Below are 24,023 nucleotides of genomic sequence, written 5' to 3'. Positions count from 1 at the left end.
CGATGTCCGATCTCAGCGTCAAGGCTGCGCCTCCCACCGTCGATATCGAAACGCCGTTTGCACGTTTTGCTGCCGATTATTGCGGAAGCTGGATCGCGATGGCGGCGCTGGCGATCGTCGTGGTGCTGATCGCGGTCTCGCTGCTCGCGCCGCTCATCGTCCCGCAGAACCCGTACGACCTGTCGCAGATATCCATCTTCGACAACATGCTAGCGCCCGGCGAACGCTCGATGGAGGGCAGGCTCTATCTGCTCGGTACGGACGACCAGGGTCGCGACATGCTGTCTGCCATGTTCTACGGACTGAAGCTGTCATTCTTTGTCGGCATCGTCTCCACCGCACTCGCGCTCGCGATTGGCGTCACGTTCGGCATAACGGCGGCCTATTTCGGCGGCCGGATCGATTCGACGATCATGCGGGTCGTCGATCTGCAGCTCTCGTTTCCAGCGATCCTGATTGCGTTGATCCTGCTGGCGCTGCTTGGCAAGGGAATCGACAAGGTCGTCATCGCCCTCGTGGCTGTCCAATGGGCCTACTATGCGCGCACGATCCGTGGCGGCGCATTGGTGGAGCGTCAGCGCGAGTACATCGATGCGGCGCAGAACCTGGCGCTGCCCGCGCATCGCATCATCTTCCGTCATCTGTTGCCGAACTGTCTGCCGCCGCTGGTGGTGGTGGCGACCATCCAGGTCGCACATGCGATTTCGCTGGAAGCGACGTTGTCGTTCCTTGGCGTCGGTGTGCCGATCACCGAGCCCTCACTGGGGCTCTTGATCGCCAACGGATACAAATACATCCTTTCGGGCAAATACTGGATCAGCGTCTATCCCGGTCTGCTGTTGCTGCTGACAATTCTCGCCATCAACCTCGTCGGCGATCGCTTGCGCGATCTGCTGAACCCGCGTCTGAAGGCATGAGGTGCTGTATGACGGCGGTTCTCGAGGTTCGCGATCTCAAGGTGCATTTCTTGACCCGCCGCGGCGTGATCGCCGCCGTTGATGGCGTGGACATTACCGTCGGGCGCGGGGAGGTGCTCGGCGTTGTCGGCGAGTCGGGTTCGGGCAAGACGGTGACGGGCTTGTCTATTCTCGGCCTGATCGATCCGCCCGGCCGTATTGTTGCGGGTTCGATCCGCCTCGACGGGCAGGAACTGGTCGGTGCGCGCGAGGCGCAATGGCGAGCATTGCGGGGGCGCAAGATCGCGATGATCTTCCAGGATCCGATGATGACGCTCAATCCGGTGCTGCGGATCGATACGCAGATGATGGAGACGATCTTCGCGCATGAGAAGGTTCCGGCTGAACTCGCGCGCCAGCGTTGCCGCGATGCGCTTGGCCGCGTTGGGATTCCGTCACCCGAGGAGCGCCTGAGCGCCTATCCGCACCAGTTCTCAGGGGGTATGCGCCAGCGTGTTGCGATTGCGATCGCGCTGCTGAACAACCCCGAGCTGATTATCGCAGACGAGCCGACCACCGCACTTGACGTGACCATCCAGGCGCAGATCGTGGCGCAGGTGCAGAAGCTTGCTGCGGAGACGGGCACCGCCATCGTCTGGGTGACCCACGATCTCGCCGTAGTCTCGGAGCTCGCGGATCGCATCGCGGTGATGTATGCGGGACGTATCGTCGAGGAGGGGCCGACGGTGGAGGTGCTGAATGCGCCGAGACATCCCTATACACGCGGCCTGCTGAGTTCGCTGCCGGCGCGCAACCCACGCGGAAAGCCGCTGAACCAGATCCCCGGTGCCGCGCCGTCGTTGCTGGCGCTGCCGCCGGGGTGTGCGTTTGCACCGCGCTGCGCGCGTGCGCTCGACATTTGTCGGCAGGTGGCGCCGGCGGAAACCGATGCGGGGCACGAGCGGCGGTTGCGTTGCCACAATCCTCTTGCGGCTGCGGGTGTTGCCGCGTGACGATACCCGTGATCCAAACCCGCCAAATCTCCAAGCGGTTCGTGCGCAAGCCCGATCTTGCAGGCAGGATTGCCGCGCTACTCGGCGTGCGTAGCAAGGATACGGTGATCCATGCGCTGGATCGGGTCGACCTTGCGGTTGCGCCGGGTGAGGTGGTCGGTCTCGTCGGCGAGTCCGGTTCAGGCAAATCGACGCTCGGCCGCATTATCGCCGGCCTGCAAGAGGCGAGCGACGGTGCCGTGCTATTTGAGGGCAAAGATCGCGCCGCTTTCGATCGAGACCAGCGCAAGCGAGCATTCCTGTCGGTGCAGATGGTTTTCCAGGACCCGATGTCGTCGCTCAATCCGCGCTTGCGGATTGCAGATATCATCGGTGAGGCGCCAGTGTTCCACGGGATCGTACCGGCGGCGAAGGCCCATGCCTATGTGCAGGAGCTGATGGAGACGGTCGGCCTCAATCCGGTCTATGCGGATCGTTATCCGCATCAGTTTTCCGGCGGTCAGAGAGCGCGCATCGGCATTGCGCGTGCGCTTGCGGTGAAGCCGCGCATGATCGTCGCTGACGAAGCGATTGCCGCGCTCGATGCCTCGATCCAGGCCCAGGTGATCAACCTATTCATGAAGCTGCGAGCGGATTTCGGCCTCGCTTACCTGTTCATCAGTCACGACCTCGGTGTCGTGCAGCACATCGCCGACCGCGTCGCGATCCTTTATCTCGGTCGCGTGGTGGAGATTGCGGCAGCCGAAGTCGTGTTGAAGACACCCAGCCATCCATACTCACGGGCTTTGCTTGCCAATATGCCGCGGGTGGAGGCGGGAAAGCATGCGTTCGCCCCGTTGGAGGGCGAGATTCCAAGTCCGATCGATCCGCCGCGCGGTTGTCACTTTCACCCACGCTGTCCATACGCGTTTGCGCGTTGCCGCGAGGAGGTGCCGCAATTGCGAGAGGTCGCTCCGGGTTGGATGTCGGCGTGCCATCTCAACGACACCGCCTGACAGTGCGAAGGTTTGAGCAGGTTTACGGGTGAATTTTGAGCAGGATTGCACGTTATTCGTGCCGGTTGGACAAAAGTGTCATCTGTGAAGCAGTTGCCACATGGCGACCGATTTGTTGGAATGCCGTTCGCCTCAAACACTTTGCGCTGGTGGCTGTTTGGCCGCTTAGCCGAATCTGACTTTGGTTCTGGAGCTCTGTATGCCGATCATCAACCGCATCCACGAATTTGCTGATGACGTGACGGCGTGGCGGCGTGACCTGCATAGGCATCCGGAGCTGCAGTACGATGTGCATCGAACTGCGGATATGGTCGCGCAGCGGCTGAAGGAATTCGGCTGTGATGAGGTCGTCACCGGCATCGGCAAGACCGGCGTGGTCGGCGTGATCAAAGGCCGCAAATCGACGTCCGCGAAGGTGGTTGGGTTGCGCGCGGATATGGATGCACTGCCGATCGAGGAGGAAACCGGCGCGGCGTACGCCTCGACGAACAAAGGCGTGATGCACGCGTGCGGCCATGACGGCCATACCTCCATGCTCCTTGGTGCTGCGCGCTATCTCGCCGAGACGCGTAATTTCGACGGCGCGGCCGTCGTCATTTTCCAGCCGGCCGAGGAAAATGGTGGTGCCGGCGCGCGAGCCATGGTTCAGGACGGGCTGATGGATCGCTTCAAGATCGACGAGGTGTATGGCATGCACAACATGCCGGGGATGCCGGTCGGCAGCTTCGCGCTGAAGTCAGGGGCGATGATGGCGTCGTCCACGCGCATCGAGATCGAGGTCGAGGGCACCGGCGGCCACGCAGCCAAGCCGCATCTGTGCGTCGATCCGTTGATCGTCGCAGCCGAAATCGCAACCTCGCTGCAGCTCATTGTGTCCCGCAATGTCGATCCGTTGGCTGGCACGGTTCTCTCGATCACGCAGATTCACGCTGGTACGGCGTTCAACATCATCCCCGATCGGGTCTATGTCGCCGGCACGCTGCGCACGCTGGACAACGCCACGCGGGAGCAGGCGGAAATCCGCATCCATGAGGTTGCCACCGGTATCGCCGCGGCGCATCGCTGCAAGGCGCATGTCACGCTGACAACCGGTTACCCCGTGACGGAAAATCATCCGGAGCAGACCGGAATCGCTGCCCGCGTCGCACAGGAGATCGCAGGAGCTGCGCGTGTGGATACTGCGATGCAGCCTTCAATGGGGGCTGAGGATTTTTCCTTCATGCTGCTGGAGCGGCCCGGTGCGTTCATCTTCATCGGCAATGGCGATACCGCGGGGCTTCATAATGCGAAGTACGACTTCAACGACGCGGCATCGCCCGTCGGCATGAGTTACTGGGCGCGGCTGGTCGAGACGGTGCTGCCGATCGCGTAAGGACGATGTCCGGAGATTATGGGAGACGACGCATGTTGAAGGGGACTGTCCGTTTGGTGGTGCTTGCGGCGCCGCTGGCGATTTCGCTGTTGTCGGCCGCATCGGCGCAGGAATTGCGGATCGGGCTCGCGGCGGAGCCGAGTTCAATCGACCCGCACTATCATGTGCTGACGCCGAACATCCAGGTGGCGACCCAGGTATATGAGCGCCTGACCGATCAGGACGAAAATCAGAAAGTCCTGCCGAAGCTTGCCGAGAGCTGGCGGGCCGTCGATGACAAGACTTGGGAATTCAAGTTGCGCAAGGGCGTGAAGTTCGCCGACGGGGGGGAGTTCTCCGCCCGCGATGTGATCTTCTCCTACTGCCGCGTGCCGAAGGTCGAGAATTCGCCATCGTCCTACATCGCCTCCACACGCATGGTTGAAACCATCACAGCACCCGATCCGCATACGATCGTGATGACGACCGCAACGCCGTTTCCGTTGATGCCGATCACCGTCAGCGGCGTTTCAATCATCTCGGCCAAGAATGCCGGCGCGCCGGAGGACTTGAAGTTCAACAGGGCGGGATGCGAGGGCGTGGCGCAGTGGCCGAAAACGGACGACTTTAACAAGTTGAAGTATGCCGGGACCGGGCCCTTCAAATACACTCAGTTTACGCCGGGCGATCGACTGGTGATGGAGCGGAACGAGGACTATTGGGGTGAGAAGCCGGCGTGGAAGAAAGTGATTTTGCGGCCGATCACCAATTCCGCGGCGCGCGTCGCTGCATTGCTCGCCAACGATGTTGACTTCATCGAAAGCCCGCCGATCCAGGATTTGCCGCGGATCAAGGCAAACCCGAATTTCACGGTTGCGTCGAAGCTGTCGAACCGGATCATCTACCTGCATTTCAACTATGTCGCCGACGCCCCGCCGGGCGTGACAGGTGCCGATGGAAAGAACCCGTTCCGCGACAAACGCGTGCGTGAAGCGATCTCGCTTGCCATCGACCGCGAAGGCATCGTCCAGCGCATCATGAGCGGTCAGGCACAAGCGGCTGCCGAGTTCCTGCCCAATCCGCTGGCAGGTACGAACCCAGGAATCCAGGCGGCTAAACCCGATCCGGAGAAGGCGAAGAAGCTGCTTGCGGAGGCAGGATATCCGAACGGCTTCGGGCTCACGATCGGCACACCAAACGACCGCTACGTCAACGATGCGCAAATTACCCAGGCTGTGGCGCAGATGCTCAATCGGGTGGGGCTAAAAGCGCAGGTCGATGCGATGACGGCCGCGACCTTCTTCGACAAGCGTACCAAACGTGAGTTCGGGATCTGGCTTGCGGGCTGGGGCGCCGATACCGGCGAGATGTCGAATCCGCTGCGAGCGCTGGCGGCGACGCCGGACCCGAAGCTTGGCTTCGGCACGACCAATCCCGGCGGCTACTCGAACAAGGCGATGGATGCGCTCCTGACCAAGGCACTGACGACTGTGGATGATGCCGCGCGCAATGCGATGCTGGCAGAGGCCTCACACATGGTGATGGACGACTTCGGTGTCATCCCGTTGCATTTCGAGGTGACGAGCTGGGCGTTCAAGAAGGGATTGAACTACATCGCCCAGACCAACCAGTACACGCGGCCGGACAAGATCACGCCGCAGAAATAGGCGTGCCGAGAACGCTCGCCTGTTACGGCGTGCGCTCTGCAAGTCACGTATCATACAGCGGTTCTTGCGCGCGCGGCCGCCTCGTGCGCCATCTCGGCACAAAGACCGATGTAACCGACCGGGTCGATCAGCGCGTCGATCTCCTTGCGTGTGAGGTGTTTGGTTACGCGCGCATCGGCGGCGAGCAGGTCGGCGAAGGACTTGCGCTCGACGAATGCGGCCTGCGCGGCGTCGTACACGATATCATGGGCGTGCTGTCGGCCGATCGTTTCGCCGAGCTTCAGCATGACGGCTTCCGCCATGATCAATCCGCCGCCGAGATCGAGATTGGCGCGCATGCGTGCAGGATCGAGTTGCAGGCCGGACATGACATAGTCTAACCGTACCAGCATATCGCCCATCAGAATGCAGGCGCGTGAGGTGGCTTCCCGCATCATCAAGCTGGTGGCGCGGTCTGCCTCGTGCTCCGTCATCGCGGCTTCCAGTGCGAGCGGCACGACCGATCGCAGCTCTGCTGACTGGGCGATGATCTCCTGGCAGACTTTCGGATTGCGCTTCTGCGGCATGGTCGATGATCCGACCGTGCCAGGCGGCACGGGTTCTTCCGCCTCGCCGAATTCGGTTTTCATTAGCGTGTAGATTTCCCTGCCGATCTTGCCGCCGGTGGCACCGATTAACCCAAGCAGCGTGATGTATTCGGCAAGGTGATCGCCAAGCGTGCGGGCAGGTACCTGCATCGGCGTCATGGCAAGGTACTTGGCAATGCCGGCCTGCACGGCAGGGCCTTGTGCGCCGAGCGAAGCATAGGTGCCGGCGGCGCCGCCCAACATGGCGACGAACACGCGAGGCTCGGCCTGGTGCAATCGCTCCAGGTGCCGCAGCCATTCGTCGATCCACACCGCTACCTTGAAGCCGAAGGTTGCGGGCACTGCATGCTGGCCGTGCGTGCGCGCAGGCATCACCATGCTCGCGCTGCGTTCGGCGAGGGCGGCCATCGCCTGCAGCATCTTCAGGATCAGTTTGACGAAAATCGCGTGGGCCTGCCGCAGCACCAAAAGGTCCCCGGTCTGCACGATGTTTTGCGTGGTCGCGCCCCAATGCACCCAGCCGCCTGCGGGATCGCCGACCACGCGCGACAGTTCCCACACCAGCGGAACGATGGTGTGTCCGGTCCGCCGATCCGCCTCGTCGATGCGTGCACGGTCGAGCAACTCCAGCTTTGCACAGCGAGCGATCTGCTCGGCGCAGTCCTTCGGCACGATGCCGAGATCAGCCTGCGCACGGGCTAGTGCCACCTCGACGTCGAGCCAAGCCTGCCAGCGGTTCTCCAGCGTGTAGAGCTTACGGATGCCTGCGTCCGGCAGCCTTGCGCCCTTCGGTGTGTCCTCATTCATTGCATTATTCCGTTTCTTATGGTTTTGCCGATGTTGATACCTGGAATGACTTTTAGATGTCGGGTGGCCGGGAAATTGTGCCCCATAGCGCTGCGCAGATCGCGTCGAGGCCATCGGTCAGCGCCGCGGGCCCCGGCTGCAGGATGACCGGCGATTTGATCTCGGCGATGCGCCCGTCGCGGACCGCCGGGATGGCGTGCCAGCCGGGGCGCTGGCCGAATGTCTCGGTCCGTACCTTCTTGCCGCACCAGGAGGCCAGGATGACATCGGGAGCACCAGCAACGACTGCGGAAGGTTCGACGATACGGGCCTTGGCGCTCTGCTCGTGCCGCAGATGGGGAAAGATGTCCTGTCCGCCAGCGATCTCGATCAATTCCGAGACCCAGCCGATGCCGCTGATCAGCGGATCGTTCCATTCCTCGAAGTACACCTTCGGCCGAGTGGAATGCTGCGCATTTGCGGTGGCCACCGCATCGATCCGTCGCTGCAGATGGCCGGCGAGGACGTCGGCTTTTGCCGACGCATCAACCAGCGCACCCAAGGTGCGGATCATCGCCAGGATACCAGCGATGTTGCGTTGGTTGAACAGATGCACCGCGATGCCGGCCCTTGCCAGGTCTGCGGTCAGTTGCCCTTGCAGGTCGGAAAATGCCAGCACCAGGTCGGGTTCGAGTGCAAGGATTTTCGGAATGTCAGCGGAGATGAAGGCTGAGACCCGTGGTTTCTCCTTGCGGACTTGCGGCGGCCGCACTGCGTAGCCGGAGACGCCGACGATCCGGTCCTGTTCTCCCAACAGGTACAATGTCTCGACAGTTTCCTCAGTAAGGCAAACGATGCGGCGGGGTGGAAACTGGCGCATACGATCGACGCTGCTTGGAGGAGATCAGGGGCGATGCTTGGTGAGCCTCTGCAATAGAGCAGGCATGCGCCAAAATCCACGACGCATGGCGAGCGCCTGATATGACAAAAGGGGGTCTGGAGGCGGAGAGCCCATTCCACTGGCTGGAATATTGCACCGCGATGGCGATGCCTGATGGGTGCGAAACCATTGCTCTCATCAGTAGCCGTGTTAGGCTCGCCGGGAAAAGATCGATCGAGAGAGCGCTGCAAGCGCCGCTGATCGCGATGATGGGAGGAAACATGGTGGGACGCGCTTTGGCCGCCGTCGTGGCGGTGCTGTTGTTTCTTGGCGGGAATGTCGGTTCCGCATTGGCTCAGAAACAGGGCGGCATCCTGCGTATCCCCCATCGTGACAATCCCCCCAGCGCCTCGACGCTCGAGGAAGCGACGATCTCGGTCACGATCCCTTACATGTCGATCTACAACAATCTCGTGCTGTTCGATCAGTCGAAACCCCATGAGAGCATGGAGACGATCGTCCCCGATCTCGCGACGAGCTGGTCATGGGACGATACGAAGACCAAGCTCACCTTCAAGCTGCGCGAGGGTGTGAAGTGGCACGATGGCAAGCCGTTCACCGCCAAGGATGTGCAGTGCACCTGGCACATGCTGATCGGCAGGTCGAACAACGATGATTTCCGCAAGAATCCGCGGGCGATCTGGTACCAGAACCTCGCCGAGGTGACGATCAACGGTGACTACGAGGCGATCTTCGTGTTGAAGCAGCCGCAGCCGGCGTTTCCGCTGTTGCTCGCCTCCGGGTACTCCTCGGTCTATCCCTGTCATGTGCCGCAGCGGGAGATGCGAACGAAGCCGATCGGGACCGGGCCGTTCAAGTTCGTCGAATACAAGCGGGGTGAATCCATCAAGCTCGTGCGCAATCCGGACTACTGGAAGAAGGGCCGGCCGTTTCTTGATGGTATCGAGTTCAAGATCGTCGAGAATCGTTCGACCCGCTTGCTGGCTTTCGCGGCAGGCGACTTCGACATGACATTCCCGTCCGACATTACGATCCCGCTCGGGCGAGACATGAAGTCGCAGGCGCCGAAGGCGATTTGTGAGTTCGGGCCGACCGGCGTCACCAACAACCTGATCGTCAACCGGAGCGCGCCGCCATTCGATAAGCCGGAAATCCGCAAGGCGATGTCGCTTGCGCTCGATCGTGCGTCTTTCAGCCGTATTCTGGCGGAAGGGCAGTCGAAGATTGGTGGCGCGATGCTGCCGGCGCCGCAAGGCGAATGGGGCATGCCGCAGGAGGTGCTCTCGAAACTGACCGGTTACGGCAGCGACGTGGAGAAGAACCAGGCCGAGGCGCGCAAAATCATGCAAGGGTTGGGTTACAGCGCTGAGAAGCCGCTGAAGGTGAAAATATCTACGCGCAACATCGCGGTCTATCGCGATCCAGCGGTGATCCTGATCGACCAGCTCAAGAAGATCTACATCGAGGGTGAGCTTGAGAACGTCGATACGCCGCAGTGGTACGCGAAGGTGGCGCGCAAGGACTATTCGGTCGGGATGAATCTCACCGGCGTCAGTGTTGACGACCCGGACGCCAACCTGGTCGAAAACTACGCCTGCAAGTCCGATCGCAACTACACCGAATACTGCAATCCGGAAGTGGATCGTCTGCTCTCGGAACAATCGAAGGAAGGCGACAAGGAGAAGCGCAAGAAGATCGTCTGGGAAATCGAGAAGCTGCTGGTGGATGACGCCGCGCGGCCGATTATCGATCACAACGTCGGTGGAACCTGCTGGCACCCCCACGTGAAAGGCTTCGTCGTTCACGATAACGCAATCTACAATAACACGCGCTTCGAAGACGTCTGGCTGGACAAGTAAGCGCAAAACGCCGCACGTGCGGCTCGCAGGCTCGGAAGCGCTTGCGCGCCGCCGTGTGATTGTCCAAAGAATCTATCCAGCAGATTCTTTTCAAGGATCGAGCGATAACAACCATAACGCCGCGAAGGTGGCGAGACATCGGGAGGTGACGATGCGCAGCGGGTCGCTGAGCTGGCTTGGAAACGTTTCCGGCGCATTGGCTGCTTTGGCTTGCCTTTTGGCGACACCGGCGGAGGCGCAGAAGCGCGGTGGAACCCTGCGCATGTACCACAACGACAACCCACCCTCGGCATCGCTGCTTGAGGAATCGACTGTATCCGCCACCGGACCGTTCATGGCGGTGTTCAACAATCTCGTCATGTTCGATCAGCTCAAGCCGCACGAAACGATCGACTCGATCGTGCCGGATCTCGCCGAGAGCTGGTCGTGGGACCCAACCAACACCAAGCTGACGTTCAAGCTTCGGCAGGGCGTGACGTGGCACGATGGCAAACCGTTTACGGCCAAGGATGTGCAGTGCACCTGGCACATGCTGATCGGTAAAAGCGACGTACAGGACTTCCGCAAGAATCCGCGCAAGATCTGGTACAACAAGCTGCAGGAGGTCACGGTCAACGGCGACCACGAAGCAACCTTCCATTTGAGTGAGCCGCAGCCGGGGCTATTGATGCTGCTGGCGAGCGGTTTCTCGGCCGTATATCCGTGCCATGTGCCGCAGCAGACCATGCGCACGAGGCCGGTGGGCACAGGCCCCTTCAAGTTCGCTGAATTCAAGCGCGGTGAATCGATCCGGCTCGTCCGCAATCCGGACTATTGGAAGAAGGATCGGCCGTATCTCGACGAGATCACGTATAAGATCATTGAGAACCGCTCGACCCGGCTGCTCGCCTTTACGACCGGTGAGTTCGATATCACGTATCCGTCCGATATCACGGTCCCCTTGATGAAGGATATCAAGGCGCAGGCACCGAAGGCTGTCTGCGAGCTTAACCCGTCCGGCGTGTCGAGCAACTTGATCGTCAACCGCAGCAACCCGCCGTTCGACAATGCCGACATCCGCAAGGCGATGTCGCTGGCGCTGGATCGCAAGGTGTTCAACACGATCCTGGCCGAGGGAACGGCGCGCCTCGGCGGAGGCATGCTGCCGCGCCCGACCGGCGAGTGGGGCATGCCGGAAGATATGGTCGCCTCGCTTCCGGGTTATGGGCCGGACACGGATAAGAACATCAAGCAGGCGCAAGCGATCATGGAGAAGCTTGGTTACAGCGCCCAGAAGCCACTGAAGCTGAAGATTCCAACACGCAATCTGCCGACCTATCGCGATCCAGCGGTGATCCTGATCGATCAGCTCAAGAAGATCTATATCGAAGGCGAACTTGAAATTGTTGATACGCCGCAGTGGTATGCGAAGGTCGCGCGTAAGGATTACACGGTCGGCTTCAACCTGACCGGCGTTAGCGTTGATGATCCGGACGGCAACCTGGTGGAGAACTATTCCTGCAAGTCAGAGCGCAACTATACGCAATATTGCAACGCGGAAGTCGACAAGCTGCTTGCCGCCCAGTCGCGGGAGCTTGATCGGGACAAGCGCAAGAAAATCGTCTGGGAGATCGAGCGCATTCTGGTGGAGGATGCTGCGCGGCCGATCATCCTGCACGGGCTGTCGGGCAACTGTTGGCACCCTCACGTGAAGGGGTACGTCGCGCATGACAACTCGATCTACAACAACACGCGTTTCGAGGAAACGTGGCTGGACAAGTAGTCGGTCCGATGTCGCCGGTCCGGCGCGTGCAGGGGCCGGCGGAACGGACATAGGTAGAAACCGAGAACCCAGCGCCCAGGGAGGGCGCCCAAGATGACCGGCTATCTGTTACGTCGTCTGGCGCTGATGCTGCTCACGCTGTTCGGCATGTCGATCCTGATCTTCCTGGTGATGCGATTGGTGCCGGGCAACATCGCCGATATCCTGGTGGACTCCGCCGGGATCGTCGATCCAAAGCAGAAGTTGAAGATAGAGCAGGAACTCGGCCTGGATCAGCCGTTGATGATGCAATATTGGCAATGGATCTCCGGTTTGATGCATGGTGATCTCGGCTATGCCTACGTCAGCGAGCGTCCGGCGATAGAGGAGATCGCACCGCGCATTCCGGTGACTGCCAAGCTCGCGTGTTTGGCGCTGGTGTTCTCGGTGCTGATCGGCATCCCGCTCGGCGTCATCAGCGCGGTCCGTCGCAACACGTTCCTTGATTACCTGCTGCGGGTCATCAGCCTTTCGGGGCTGTCGATGCCGTCGTTCTGGCTGGGGCTCCTGGTGCTGATGGCTTTCGTGCAGGTGCTCGGCTGGATTCCGATCTACAATCGTCAGCCAGATAGCGTTTGGGCGGAGATCGGTATGCTGACGATCCCGGCGCTGGTGGTCGGCTTCCGCAGCTCTGCGCTGGTAATGCGGCTGACGCGCTCATCCATGCTGGAGGTGCTGAAGCAAGACTATATCCGCACCGCGCGCTCGAAGGGGGCGTCGGAAAACGCCGTGAACTATGAGCACGCGCTCCGAAACGCGTTGTTGCCGGTCGTCACCATCATCGGCATCGAAGCCGCGTTTTTGATCGGCGGTCTGATCGTCACGGAGACGGTGTTCAATATTCCGGGCGTCGCCCGCTTCCTGGTCGAAGCGATCCGCTCGCGGGACTATCCGATCGTCCAGAATCTGGTGATGTTCATCGCAGCCGTGGTGGTGGTGGTGAATTTCCTGGTGGACTTTGCCTACACATTGCTTGATCCGCGGATCAGGCTGGAAGCATGACGGGAGTGCGGTCATGACCACGCTCGATCACAGCGCCGAACTCGCCAAGGCCGGCGCCAACGTTTCCACCCGCTGGCAGGCGCTAATGTTCCTGGCGCGGCGCTATCCATTGGGCGCCTTCGGAGCGGTTATTATCCTGCTGTTCGTATTCACGGCGCTGTGTGCGAACTGGCTGGCGCCTTACGATCCCACCGCCACCAATGCGCGTTCCTCGCTCGCTGTGCCGGGCACAGCGCATTGGCTCGGTGCAGACTTCATGGGACGTGACATCCTGAGCCGGATCATCGGCGGGGCACAGATTTCGCTCGCTGTCGGGATCGGCGCAACCGCGCTGGGGCTGCTGGTCGGCATTCCGATCGGGCTTGCCTCTGGTTACTTTGGCGGTTGGGTCGATCTGATCGTGCAGCGCTTCATCGATATCATGCAGTCGCTGCCGCTACTGGTAATGGCGCTGGTGATGGCGGCTTCGCTCGGGCCGTCGTTGCAGAACACCATCATTGCCATTGCCATCCCGCTGGTGCCGAGCATCGCTCGCATCGTCCGGTCCAATACTCTGGCATTGAAGGAGATGCCGTTCGTCGAGGCGGCCCGTGCCATCGGTATCGGCGAAACGTGGATCGCGGTGCGTCACGTGCTGCCCAATACGCTCGCGCCGCTGATCGTGCTGGCGACGGCGCAATTCGGCTCCGCCATTCTGGTTGAGGCGTCGCTGTCGTTCCTCGGTCTCGGCGTGCCGGAGCCATACCCCTCTTGGGGACGGATGTTGTCGGAGTCGGCGGCGGAATACATGCGCACCGCGCCATGGCTCGTCATCTTTCCTGGCGTTGCCATCAGCCTCGTCGTATTCGGTGCCAATCTTCTGGGTGATGCGTTGCGCGATCTGCTTGATCCGCGGCTACGCAGTTGATGCATGATCCATCTCGAAGCCGGTCTTCGGATCAGGATCATGCCCAAGAGGAGCGTTGAGGGTCTTGTATGTCAGTCCAATCGCTGCACGAACCATCTCCCCGGATGAGCGAGCCGTTGGCATCAGCCGATAGCGATAGACCGATCGCGGGCATTGCCGTCGCCGATCCGCTGCTCACGGTGTCGGACCTGAAAACCTATTTCTTCACCCGCAATGGCACGGTGCGGGCGGTGGACGGCGTGTCGTTTGCCATCGCCCGGGGTGAGACGCTGGCGATCGTCGGCGAATCCGGATGCGGCAAGAGCATGACGGCGCTCTCGCTGATGCGGCTGATCGCCGATCCGCCAGGGCGGATCGTCGGCGGCGAGGTGGTGCTGGAGGGGGTAGACCTGCTGAAACTCAGCGAGGAGGACATGCGGGCGATGCGCGGCCGCGACATCTCGATGATCTTTCAGGAGCCGATGACGTCGCTCAATCCGGTGATGACGATCGGTCGGCAGATCGGCGAGGTGCTGACCATGCACCAGACCATGCCGCGGGAGGAGTTGCGCAAGAAAGTCGTCGAGATGCTGGCCTTGGTGCGTATTCCGGAGCCAGCGCAGAGGGCCAAGGAGTATCCGCATCAGCTTTCCGGCGGCATGCGGCAGCGGGCGATGATCGCGATGGCGCTAGCCTGCAGTCCGAAGGTGCTGCTGGCGGACGAGCCGACCACCGCACTCGACGTGACCATCCAAGCGCAGATTTTGGAGCTGATCGCCGATTTGCAGCGCAAGCTCGGCACTGCCGTCGTGCTCATCACCCACGATCTCGGCGTCGTGGCGGAAATGGCGCAACGCGTGATCGTGATGTATGCGGGACGCAAGGTGGAGGAGGCGCGGGTCGAGGATTTGTTCGCCGACCCGCAGCATCCGTATACGCAAGGCCTGATGGCTTCGATTCCGCGGCTCGGGCTGATGCGGGGCGAAAGGACGGAAGCGGTCTCCCGTCTGCAGGAAATTCCCGGCATCGTGCCGCCGCTCTATAGCCTGCCGAAAGGATGTACGTTTGCGCCACGGTGTGCCCGTGCCGACGATAAGTGCCGGGCCGAGTTTCCGCCCTATGAAGAGAAACGCGCCGGCCATTGGGCTGCCTGCTGGCATCCGGGCAACGTGAAGGAGGGGGCTCATGGTTGAGGCAGCGACGATTGCCGTCGTCCGTCCACCGGTCCTGGAGATTGAAGGACTAAAAAAGCATTTTCCGATCCGCAAGGGGTTCCTGCGGCAGGTGGTAGGTCATGTGTTCGCGGTCGATGGCGTCAGCTTTACCATCAACGAGGGGGAGACCCTCGGCCTCGTTGGAGAATCGGGCTGCGGAAAATCGACGGTGGGCCGTGCGATTTTGCGTCTGATCGAGCCCACCGACGGCGCTATTCGTGTCGGTGGCCGAGATATCCGCGAACTCGGCAAGGCCGAGTTGAAGCCGTATCGGCGGCAGATGCAGATCATCTTCCAGGACCCGTATTCGTCGCTCAATCCGCGGATGACGGTCGGCGACATCGTCGGCGAACCGCTGAGCACACACGGGATAGCCTCTGGTGAGGCGCGGGAGGAGATGGTCGCCAAGCTCTTCGACCGCGTCGGGTTGACGCGCGCGCAGATGGCAAACTTCCCGCATCAGTTCTCCGGCGGACAGCGTCAGCGCATCGGCATCGCGCGGGCGCTTGCACTCAATCCAAAGCTGATCATCTGCGACGAGCCGGTGTCTGCGCTAGACGTATCGATCCAGGCGCAGGTGATCAACCTGTTGATGGACCTGCAGCGCGACCTTGGCCTGTCGTATTTGTTCATCTCGCACAATCTTTCGGTGGTCGAACACATCAGTCAACGGATCGCGGTGATGTATCTCGGCAAGATCGTCGAATATGCCGACAAGACCACCATTTTCACCAAGCCGGGCCACCCCTATACGGAGGCGCTCCTATCGGCGGTGCCGGTGCCGGACCCGAAAATCAAGCGCAAGAAGATCGTCCTGCAGGGGGACGTCCCAAGTCCGGTGAAGCCGCCGAGCGGTTGTCATTTCCATACCCGCTGTCCTTATGCGGTTGAGCGTTGCCGCCAAGAAACGCCGGTGTTGCGTGAAATCAGTCCGCGCCAATTCGTGGCGTGCCACCTGCGCTAATCATATGTTGCCGAAGCCGTCGGTGCTGCTAAGTTCGCGCCAGTTCATCTGAGCGCGATGCGGACGCCGATCCGGCTTCCTTCGTCGTGCTTCTAGCACGGGAACAGCATGACGCCCTTTCAACCCGATGCCTCCGGCCCCTTGCAGGGCGTTGTCGTGCTTGATCTGTCGCGCCTCGTCGCCGGCAACATGTTGTCGCTGCAGCTGGCCGATTTCGGCGCCGAAGTGATCAAGGTGGAAGATCCAGGCAAGGGCGATCCGCTGCGTGACTGGAAGATCGCAGGCAAGTCGTTCTTTTGGAAAGCCTACGCACGCAACAAGAAGAGCCTGACGCTGGACCTGCGAAAGGAACAGGGACGCAAACTGCTGCGCGCATTGGTCGACCAGGCGCATGTGCTGATCGAAAACTACCGCCCGGGCACTCTCGAGAAAATGGGGATCGGTCCCGATGTGTTGCAGACGAGCAATCCGAAGCTGATCGTCGTGCGGATCTCGGGTTGGGGCCAGACCGGGCCTTACGCTGGCAAGCCGGGCTTTGGCACGCTGGTCGAGGGGATGTCCGGATTTGCCGCCAAGACCGGCTTTGCCGATCGCGAGCCGGTGCTGCCGCCGACTGCGTTGGCGGACATGATCGCCGGCCTTTATGGCATGGCAGCGACGATGACGGCGCTGCGCGAGGTTGAGGTGAAGGGTGGCAAGGGCCAGGTGATCGATTTGTCGCTGCTGGAGGCGATGCATTCTGTCGTTGGCGCCGATGCTGCGGGCTATCGCGCGACCGGCCACATGCCGAAACGGCTCGGCAGTCGTTCCAACACGGCCAGCCCACGCAACGTGTTCAAAACGCGGGATGGCCGCTGGATTTCCGTCTCCGGCTCGATGCAGTCGATGGCCGAGCGGCTCTATACGATGATCGGCCGTGCCGACATGATCAAAGATCCGCGCTTTGCCACCAACAGCGCGCGGCTTGCCAACACCGACGAAGCGGAAAAGCCGATCCGGGAATACATCGCGTCGAAGGATTTCGACGAGTGCCTCGCCTTGTTCGAAAACGCAGAGGTGACGGCCGCACCGGTCTACGATATCGACCAGTTCGTGGACGATGTGCATGTGCGCGAGCGCGAGGTTGTGATCGAGGTTCCGGACGAGGAGGTCGGGCAGGTGACCATGCACAATATCCTGCCGCGACTCTCGGTGACGCCGGGAGTGTTGCGCTTGCCGGCCCCTGCGCTCGGCCAGCACACCGCTGAAATCCTCGCCCGCATCGGCGTTGGCGAGGATGCGTTGGAAAAGTTCGCGGCGGAAGGAATTATCTAGTGCGTGACCTGGAATGGTCGGGTCATGCGTCGGTAAAGAGTGGATCATCAAGGAAAGTATCAATGCCCGATATGCGTGCCGATCTGCCAGCATGGCGATCGTTGATGTTTGTTCCGGTCACGCGCGAGAAGTTTGTTACTACGGCACACCAGCGCGGCGCCGACGCTTACATCCTCGACCTGGAAGACAGTGTGCCGGAGGCGGAGAAGCCGCGCGGGCGCACGCTGATCCATGCCGCGGCCAAGGAGGTCAGCAAGGCCGGTGCCGATGTGGTGGTGCGCATCAACCGGCCCTGGCACCAAGCGTTTCTGGACATCGAGGCCTCGGTTGGCCCTGGCGTTTTGGCGCTGATGTGTCCGAAGACCGAGAGTCCGGAGCATCTGCAGGTCATTGCAGAACTGCTCGACACATTCGAAGCGCAGCGCGGTATGCCGGTTGGCCACACCAAGCTGGTGGCGCTGGTCGAGACCGCGGATGCGTTCTTCCGGCTGCGCGAGATCGCGAAGGCCACGCCGCGGCTGGTCGCCATGTCGCTTGGCGCGGAGGACTTCGCCCTTGCGCTGTCGATGGAGCCGATCGGTGAGACGTTGCAGCTGGCCAAGCAGACGATGATCATCGCAGCCCGCGGCGCCGGCATTTTGCCGCTGGGCTTCATGGGAACGGTCGCCGATTTCGCCGACCTGGATGCGTTTCGTGAGACCATCAAGCGCTCGCGCAAGTTCGGCTTCGCTGGAGGGACCTGCGTGCATCCGAGCCAGGTTGCGATCCTCAACGAGCAATATGGCTATTCGGCCGCGGACGTCGCGCGGGCGGAAGCCATGATCGCGGCATATGACGACGCAATGGCGAAGGGCCTCGGCGCGGTCACCTTCGAGGGCAAGATGATCGACGTGCCGGTGGTCAATCGTGCCCGCAACGTGCTGCGTCAGGCGGCGAAATACGCCGCGCGGCGGGCGGGATAGGGCGAGTCGCCCATGAAATCTCTCCCCGCGAAGCGTGGTGAGGGGGCGGCCAAGCAAGCCTCACGCCTGCGCTGGTGTGCGGTTGCGCCAATAGCGATCGCGCAAGTGGCGCTTGACGAGTTTGCCGGTTGGCGTGCGCGGCAGCTCCGCTTCGAAATCGATCGAGCGTGGACACTTCAGCGGTGACAGCCGCTCGCGGCAGAAGGCGATCAGCTTGGCCTCCAGGTCCTTGCCGGCGATCGCCATATCGCGAGGCTGGACCACGGCTTTGACCTCTTCCCCCATCTCTTCGTTCGGCACTCCGAACACGGCGACGTCGGTGACATCCGGATGGGTGATGAGCGCGTCTTCGGTCTCCTGCGGATAGATGTTCACGCCGCCGGAGATGATCATGTAAGCCTTGCGGTCGGTGAGGTAGAGGTAGCCATCCTGATCGACGTAGCCGACGTCGCCGAGTGTGGACCAACCGCGGCTATTGAATGCACCTTTCGTCTTTTCCGGATCGTTGTAATAAGCGAAGGGCCGCCCGTCGGCGAAGTAGATGGTACCGATTTCACCGGTTGGCACTTCGTTGTCGTCGTCATCCACGATCTTCAGTTTGCCGACGAGGGCGCGGCCGACCGTGCCGCGATGCGCGAGCCACTCCGTTGAATTGCAGAACGTCAAGCCGTTACCTTCCGAGCCGCCGTAGTATTCGACGATCACCGGCCCCCACCAGTCAATTATCTTGGCTTTGACCTCGGCCGGGCAGGGAGCTGCGGCATGGATCGCCACTTTCAGGCTCGATACGTCGTATGCTTTGCGCGTTGCCTCCGGCAATTTCAGCATCCGCACGAACATCGTCGGCACAACTTGCGTCACCGTGGCCCTGTGCTTCTCCACCAGCCGCAGAAAGTTCTCCGAATCGTAGTTTTGCATGATCACCGATGTCCCGCCGAGCGCGCCCATCATCATGTTCGCGACGAGCGGAGCCGCGTGATAAAGCGGGGCGGGCGATAGATAGATAGCATCCTGCGACATGCCGAAGGCGACGGTGGCCAGCATGTGAAATGCCGGATCGGTGGTCTCGACCGGCCCTTCCATCGGCTCGCGCTTGACACCTTTCGGGCGTCCGGTCGTGCCCGAGGAGTACAGCATGTCGCGGCCGATCGATTCGTCGGCGATGCGCGTGGTGGGCTGCGCGGCAAGTGCGCCTTCCCAGGATTGGAAGCCTGGTCGAGTCTCTCCGACCATGTAGAGATGGACGCCATCGAGCGCGCCGTCCACGAGATCCTTCACCTGCGCGTAGCATTTCGGAGATGTGATGAGCACGCGCGCGCCACAGTCCTTGAGGATGTAGGCGATCTCGTCGCGGGTCAGATAGTAGCTGATCGGCGTGAAGTAGAGACCGGAGCGCTGCGCCGCCCAGCAGATCTCCAGAAATGTCGTGCTGTTCTCCAACAGCATCGCGATATGATCGAAACGCTTCAGGCCGAGAGAGCGGAAGAGCTGCGCGCCCTGATTGGAGCGGTCCTCGAGCTGGCGATAGGTGATGCCCTGTCCGGTCTCCGCTATCAGATAGGCGGTCTTATCAGGGTGCGTGCGGGCATGAATCGACGGATGCGTCATGACGTGTCCCCCTTGGAAAATGGCCCGCCGGCTTGTCGCCGGTCTTGACGGATTTTACACATCGATTGGGAATGCTGTTCAAGCATTCTGCCTCGTCCCGAGCAGGCGGCGAAGCCGCCGTCTCGAAGGATGGCTGGTCGCGGGTTTGGCCTCATGGTTCGGGAGGTGGCGCTGGGCGCCGTTCCTCACCATGGTGAGGAGCCAATCCGGATACGCGCAGTTAGAGCCGTTCGACGATGGTCACGTTGGCCATGCCGCCGCCCTCGCACATGGTCTGCAGGCCATAGCGCTTGTTGCGCTGCTTCAGCGCATGTACCAGCGTCGTCATTAGCTTGGTGCCGGAGCCGCCAAGCGGATGGCCGAGCGCGATCGCGCCGCCATTGACGTTCAGCCGCGCCGGGTCGGCACCGGTATCTTTCAGCCAGGCGGTCGGCACCGAGGCGAACGCCTCGTTGACCTCGAACAGATCGATGTCGTCCACGGTCATACCGGCCTTTTGCAACGCGCGCTTGGTGGCAGGCAGTGGCGCCTCCAGCATGATTACCGGATCATGGCCGAGCACGCTCATGTGATGGATGCGTGCCATCGGCGCCAAGCCGAGCGACTTCAGCCCTTTCTCGTTGACAACGATCACGCCGGAGGCGCCATCGCAGATTTGGCTGGCGCTTGCGGCCGTAATCCGGCCGCCTTCGGCGATCAGCTTGACACCACGGATGCCGTCCAGACTGGCGTCGAAGCGAATACCTTCGTCGATCGTGTGGATGTCCTGGGAGCCATCGGCGCGGGTGATCGGCAGCGGCACGATCTCGTCCTTGAAGGCGCCAGCCTGGGTGGCGGCAATCGCGCGCTGATGGCTCTCATAGGCGTATTGGTCGAGTTCGTCCTTCGAGAGATCGTACTTCTTCGCCATCATCTCCGCGCCGGTGAACTGGCTGAACTCGATGTTCGGATAGCGCTTCTGGATGTCCGGGCTCATGTAGGTGCCGAACCCGTTCTTCGCCGGCAGCGAGGCGGGCAGGCCCATCGGCACGCGGGTCATGCTTTCGACGCCGGCCGCGATCACCACGTCCATCGACCCAGCCATCACTGCTTGCGCCGCAAAATGCAGCGCCTGCTGCGAGGAGCCGCACTGGCGGTCGATCGAGGTCGCGGGAACGCTTTCCGGCAGTTTCGAGGCGAGCACGGCATTGCGGGCGATGTTGGTGGATTGCTCACCGGCCTGCATCACGCAGCCCATGATCACGTCCTCGACCTGGGCCGGGTCGATCCCGGTGCGATCGACCAGTGTGTTCAGCACCTCGCCTGCGAGATCGGCCGGGTGCCAGCCGGACAGGCGACCGCCCTTGCGGCCGCCTGCGGTGCGCGCTGCAGCAACGATGTACGCTTCGGCCATGACGTTCCTCCCGGATATGTTTGTCTGATTATAAGTCGAGTGTCGCGTTGCTCCTGGATTTAGTCAATCGTTCAATTAATCGCTTGAGCGACCGGATTTGATCGGATTAGCTGGCGGCAGCCACGCTTGCCGGGATACCGATGCGAACCCACTCCTCAGACGCTGATAGCGCGCCCGCGGCATCCATGCTTGCCTCCCTAAAACGGGGGGCAGGGCAGAGCGCGACAGCCGTAAAGCTGCTGAAGGCGGCGGGCGAACTGATGATCGAGCGGGATACGATCGACATCTCGCTCAGCGAACTGGCGAAAAGGTCAGGTATCAATGCGGCGCTGGTGAAGTATCATTTCGGCAATAAGAACGGGTTGCTTCTGGCGCTATTGACGCGCGACGCGCGGTCGCAGATCGCCAAGCTCGATCATCTGATGCGGCAGCCGATTTCACCGACGGAGAAACTGAAGCTACATGTCGCCGGCGTCATCAATGCCTATGACCGCTACCCTTACCTGAATCGACTGATCCACCTCTTGTTGTACGAAAGCAGCCGCGAGGCAGCCGACGAAGTCGGTAACCTGTTCGTCAAGCCGGTTTTCGCCTTCCAGCGGAAGCTGCTGCGTGACGGGGTTGCGAGCGGCGAGTTCCGTGACGTCGACCCAGTGCTGTTCTTTACCAGCCTGATGGGGGCGTGCGCGCGGTTGTTCGACGGATGCGATGTGATGTCACGCGCGCTGGGCATAGGGGGTGTGACGGATGATGTGCGCCGGCGCTACGTGCAGCACATGACAGAGCTGATTTGCGGCGGCATACTGCAGCCGGCTCGCTCGAGAAAGGGAAGCCGGACAGCCAAGCGGCGTCCGGCGTCGGCAACAAGATCCACCGGGAGGAAAGCGTGAGCAAGAATACAGTCGCAAGTGGACCGTTGAGCGGCGTGCGGATCATCGAATTCGCAGGCATTGGTCCCGGTCCTTATGCCTCGATGATGCTGTCGGACATGGGCGCCGACGTGGTGACGATCACCCGGATTGGCCAGTGGAAAAGCGATCCGAACGCCTACGTCAACCGCGGCCGCCGGGTCGTGGAGTTCGATCTCAAGAATAAGGAGCATGTCTCCCAGGCGCTCGACCTGATCGCCTCGGCTGACGCGCTGATCGAAGGTTTCCGCCCGCAGGTGATGGAGCGGCTGGGGCTCGGTCCGGATGTGGCGCTGAAGCGCAATCCGCGTCTCATCTACGGTCGCATGACCGGCTGGGGACAGGAGGGCCCGCTGGCGATGGCCGCAGGTCACGATATCAATTATATCGCCATCACCGGCGCACTTGACTCGTTCCGCTCGCGCCAAGGCGATCCGGTATCGCCGCTCAATCTGATTGGCGACTTTGGTGGGGGCGCCTTGTTCCTGGTGGTCGGTCTGCTGGCTGGCATCATCGAGGCACGCCAGTCTGGCAAGGGGCAGGTGGTGGACGTTGCCATGTGCGATGGTGTCACCAACATGCTGACCATGTTCCATGCGCAGAAGGCGATGGGTCGCTGGACCGAGCAGGTCGGGACCAACACTCTCGACGGCGGTGCCCACTTCTATCGACCCTACAAGTGTGCTTGCGGCAACTACATGTCGATCGGTGCGATCGAACCTCAATTCTATGCGGAGCTTCGCCGGATCACAGGTATGACCGATCCTGCATTCGATGATCAGCTTAACCGCAGCAAATGGCCTGAGCTGCATCAGAAGCTCGAGGCGATCTTCCTGACCAAAACCCGCGATGAGTGGACCAAGCTGCTCGAAGGCACCGATGCGTGTGCGGCGCCAATCGTCGGTCTGTTCGATGCGCCGGAGCATCCGCATCTGAAAGCGCGCAAGACCTTCGTCGAGCATGACGGCCGCGTGCAGCCGGCGCCTGCGCCGCGCTTCTCGCGAACGCCGTCCGCGATCCAGCATGGGCCCGACGTCAAGCCGATGCCGGCGGCTGAGGTTCTCGACGGCTGGGCCGAGAAGCCCGCGCTGCGTTCGCGCGCTTGATATGGTTTGATTGAAGCAAAAGAGGCGGTTTTATGCAGCTCAAGGATGTGCCCGTCATCATCACGGGTGGCGGTTCCGGACTTGGCGCCGCCACCGCGCGTGCGATGGCGGCGAAGGGTGCGAAGGTGTCCGTGCTCGACGTGCGCAAGGAAAATGCGGAAGGCGTTGCCGGCGAGATCAAGGGCGTTGCCCTGGCCGCCGATGTCACCAATGAGGAGCAGGTGAAGGCAGCCATCGCCAAGGCGGAGGCTGCGCATGGCATCGCGCGCGTGCTGGTGAACTGCGCGGGTGTCGGCAATGCCGCGCGGACGATCGGCAAGACCGGTCCGTTTCCGCTCGATATCTTCACCCGCGTCGTCAGCATCAATCTGATCGGCACGTTCAACGTCCTGCGGTTGTTTGCTGAGCGGCTAGCAACTGTTGACCCGGTCGGCGAAGAGCGTGGTGTCATCATCAACACGGCGAGCGTTGCCGCTTTCGACGGCCAGATCGGTCAGGCCGCGTATTCGGCATCCAAGGGCGGCGTGGTTGGCCTGACGTTGCCGGTCGCGCGCGATCTCGCTTCGGTGTTCATTCGCGTCAATACCATCGCGCCGGGCCTGTTCCTGACGCCGCTGTTGATGGGATTGCCGCAGGAGGCGCGCGACAGCCTCGGCAAGCAGGTGCCGCATCCGGCACGGCTTGGCGATCCGTCGGAATACGCCGCGCTTGCCGTACACATTGTCGAGAACCCGATGCTGAACGGCGAAACCATTCGTCTCGACGGCGCCATTCGTATGGCACCGCGCTGATATCGTCCACGCTTGAAGA

At 61.6% G+C, this 24,023-nt stretch carries 20 protein-coding genes; 16 read left to right on the top strand and 4 right to left on the bottom strand.

Translation table 11 applies throughout. From position 1 onward, the window contains the following. Positions 1-2: 2 nt before the first annotated feature. The 5 genes from X566_RS15620 (at position 3) to X566_RS15600 (ending at position 5,922) form a co-directional block, all read left to right on the top strand. On the top strand, positions 3-917 hold the full coding sequence (locus X566_RS15620; RefSeq protein ID WP_034469170.1) for an ABC transporter permease: 915 nt from the start codon (positions 3-5) through the stop codon (positions 915-917). Between the two features lie 8 nt (positions 918-925). Further along, positions 926-1,909 carry an ABC transporter ATP-binding protein gene (locus tag X566_RS15615; protein WP_034469167.1) on the top strand — a complete coding sequence of 328 codons (984 nt, stop codon included), beginning with the start codon at positions 926-928 and terminating at the stop codon, positions 1,907-1,909. Then, a complete protein-coding gene (locus tag X566_RS15610; protein ID WP_034469166.1) occupies positions 1,906-2,904 on the top strand; it encodes an ABC transporter ATP-binding protein in 999 nt (332 codons plus the stop codon). Before X566_RS15615 ends, X566_RS15610 begins: the two co-directional genes overlap by 4 nt. Positions 2,905-3,103: 199 nt before the next feature. Next, positions 3,104-4,276 carry a M20 aminoacylase family protein gene (locus tag X566_RS15605; RefSeq protein WP_034469164.1) on the top strand — a complete coding sequence of 391 codons (1,173 nt, stop codon included), beginning with the start codon at positions 3,104-3,106 and terminating at the stop codon, positions 4,274-4,276. 32 nt (positions 4,277-4,308) lie between these two features. Next, a complete protein-coding gene (locus X566_RS15600) occupies positions 4,309-5,922 on the top strand; it encodes an ABC transporter substrate-binding protein (RefSeq protein ID WP_034469163.1) in 1,614 nt (537 codons plus the stop codon). A 50-nt stretch (positions 5,923-5,972) separates the two neighbouring features. Here X566_RS15600 and X566_RS15595 read toward each other — a convergent pair whose 3' ends face one another. After that, on the bottom strand, positions 5,973-7,316 hold the full coding sequence (locus X566_RS15595; protein WP_034469161.1) for an adenylosuccinate lyase family protein: 1,344 nt from the start codon (positions 7,314-7,316) through the stop codon (positions 5,973-5,975). Positions 7,317-7,368: 52 nt separating this feature from the next. Continuing rightward, positions 7,369-8,175, bottom strand: a complete 807-nt coding sequence (locus tag X566_RS15590) for a cobalamin-binding protein (protein WP_034469158.1) — start codon at positions 8,173-8,175, stop codon at positions 7,369-7,371. A gap of 281 nt (positions 8,176-8,456) precedes the next feature. Between X566_RS15590 and X566_RS15585 the strand changes: the two genes are divergently transcribed. From X566_RS15585 to X566_RS15550, 8 genes are all read left to right on the top strand, one after another. Then, positions 8,457-10,055: an ABC transporter substrate-binding protein gene (locus X566_RS15585; protein WP_034469156.1), complete on the top strand. Its 1,599-nt coding sequence runs from the start codon at positions 8,457-8,459 to the stop codon at positions 10,053-10,055. 151 nt (positions 10,056-10,206) lie between these two features. Beyond that, positions 10,207-11,817 (top strand): ABC transporter substrate-binding protein, encoded by a 1,611-nt coding sequence (locus X566_RS15580; protein ID WP_034469154.1) that lies wholly within the window; start codon positions 10,207-10,209, stop codon positions 11,815-11,817. 93 nt (positions 11,818-11,910) lie between these two features. After that, positions 11,911-12,858 (top strand): ABC transporter permease, encoded by a 948-nt coding sequence (locus tag X566_RS15575; RefSeq protein WP_034469153.1) that lies wholly within the window; start codon positions 11,911-11,913, stop codon positions 12,856-12,858. Between the two features lie 13 nt (positions 12,859-12,871). Further along, the gene (locus X566_RS15570) at positions 12,872-13,765 is read left to right on the top strand and encodes an ABC transporter permease (RefSeq protein WP_034469151.1); all 894 of its coding nucleotides are present in this window, start codon (positions 12,872-12,874) and stop codon (positions 13,763-13,765) included. Between the two features lie 104 nt (positions 13,766-13,869). After that, entirely contained in the window at positions 13,870-14,937 is a 1,068-nt protein-coding gene (locus X566_RS15565; protein WP_051444233.1) for an ABC transporter ATP-binding protein, read from the top strand. Then, the gene (locus tag X566_RS15560) at positions 14,930-15,922 is read left to right on the top strand and encodes an ABC transporter ATP-binding protein (RefSeq protein WP_051444232.1); all 993 of its coding nucleotides are present in this window, start codon (positions 14,930-14,932) and stop codon (positions 15,920-15,922) included. The genes X566_RS15565 and X566_RS15560 overlap by 8 nt, the downstream gene beginning before the upstream one ends. Before the next feature lie 108 nt (positions 15,923-16,030). Continuing rightward, a complete protein-coding gene (locus X566_RS15555; RefSeq protein WP_034469149.1) occupies positions 16,031-17,236 on the top strand; it encodes a CaiB/BaiF CoA-transferase family protein in 1,206 nt (401 codons plus the stop codon). Positions 17,237-17,298: 62 nt separating this feature from the next. Continuing rightward, positions 17,299-18,198 (top strand): CoA ester lyase, encoded by a 900-nt coding sequence (locus X566_RS15550; protein ID WP_206538709.1) that lies wholly within the window; start codon positions 17,299-17,301, stop codon positions 18,196-18,198. Positions 18,199-18,258: 60 nt separating this feature from the next. On the opposite strand, the gene X566_RS15545 is transcribed toward X566_RS15550, so the two are convergent. Next, positions 18,259-19,806: an acyl-CoA synthetase gene (locus tag X566_RS15545; protein WP_034469146.1), complete on the bottom strand. Its 1,548-nt coding sequence runs from the start codon at positions 19,804-19,806 to the stop codon at positions 18,259-18,261. 220 nt (positions 19,807-20,026) lie between these two features. Then, complete coding sequence (locus X566_RS15540) at positions 20,027-21,199, bottom strand: acetyl-CoA C-acetyltransferase (protein WP_034469143.1); 1,173 nt, start codon at positions 21,197-21,199, stop codon at positions 20,027-20,029. Between the two features lie 185 nt (positions 21,200-21,384). On the opposite strand from X566_RS15540, the gene X566_RS15535 reads away from it, so the two are divergent. Genes X566_RS15535 through X566_RS15525 form a run of 3 tightly spaced genes read left to right on the top strand, consistent with a single transcriptional unit; the run spans position 21,385 to position 24,004 of the window. Further along, positions 21,385-22,089, top strand: a complete 705-nt coding sequence (locus tag X566_RS15535; RefSeq protein WP_081740261.1) for a TetR family transcriptional regulator — start codon at positions 21,385-21,387, stop codon at positions 22,087-22,089. Further along, positions 22,086-23,213: a CaiB/BaiF CoA-transferase family protein gene (locus X566_RS15530; RefSeq protein ID WP_034469140.1), complete on the top strand. Its 1,128-nt coding sequence runs from the start codon at positions 22,086-22,088 to the stop codon at positions 23,211-23,213. The genes X566_RS15535 and X566_RS15530 overlap by 4 nt, the downstream gene beginning before the upstream one ends. A 32-nt stretch (positions 23,214-23,245) precedes the next feature. Beyond that, positions 23,246-24,004, top strand: a complete 759-nt coding sequence (locus tag X566_RS15525; protein WP_034469137.1) for an SDR family NAD(P)-dependent oxidoreductase — start codon at positions 23,246-23,248, stop codon at positions 24,002-24,004. The last annotated feature ends 19 nt before the right edge of the window (positions 24,005-24,023 follow it).

Origin of the sequence: Afipia sp. P52-10 (assembly GCF_000516555.1) — a bacterium.
GTDB lineage: Bacteria > Pseudomonadota > Alphaproteobacteria > Rhizobiales > Xanthobacteraceae > P52-10.
Note: the sequence above shows the minus strand (reverse complement) of the source record. Positions and strands in the feature narration are given on the sequence as shown.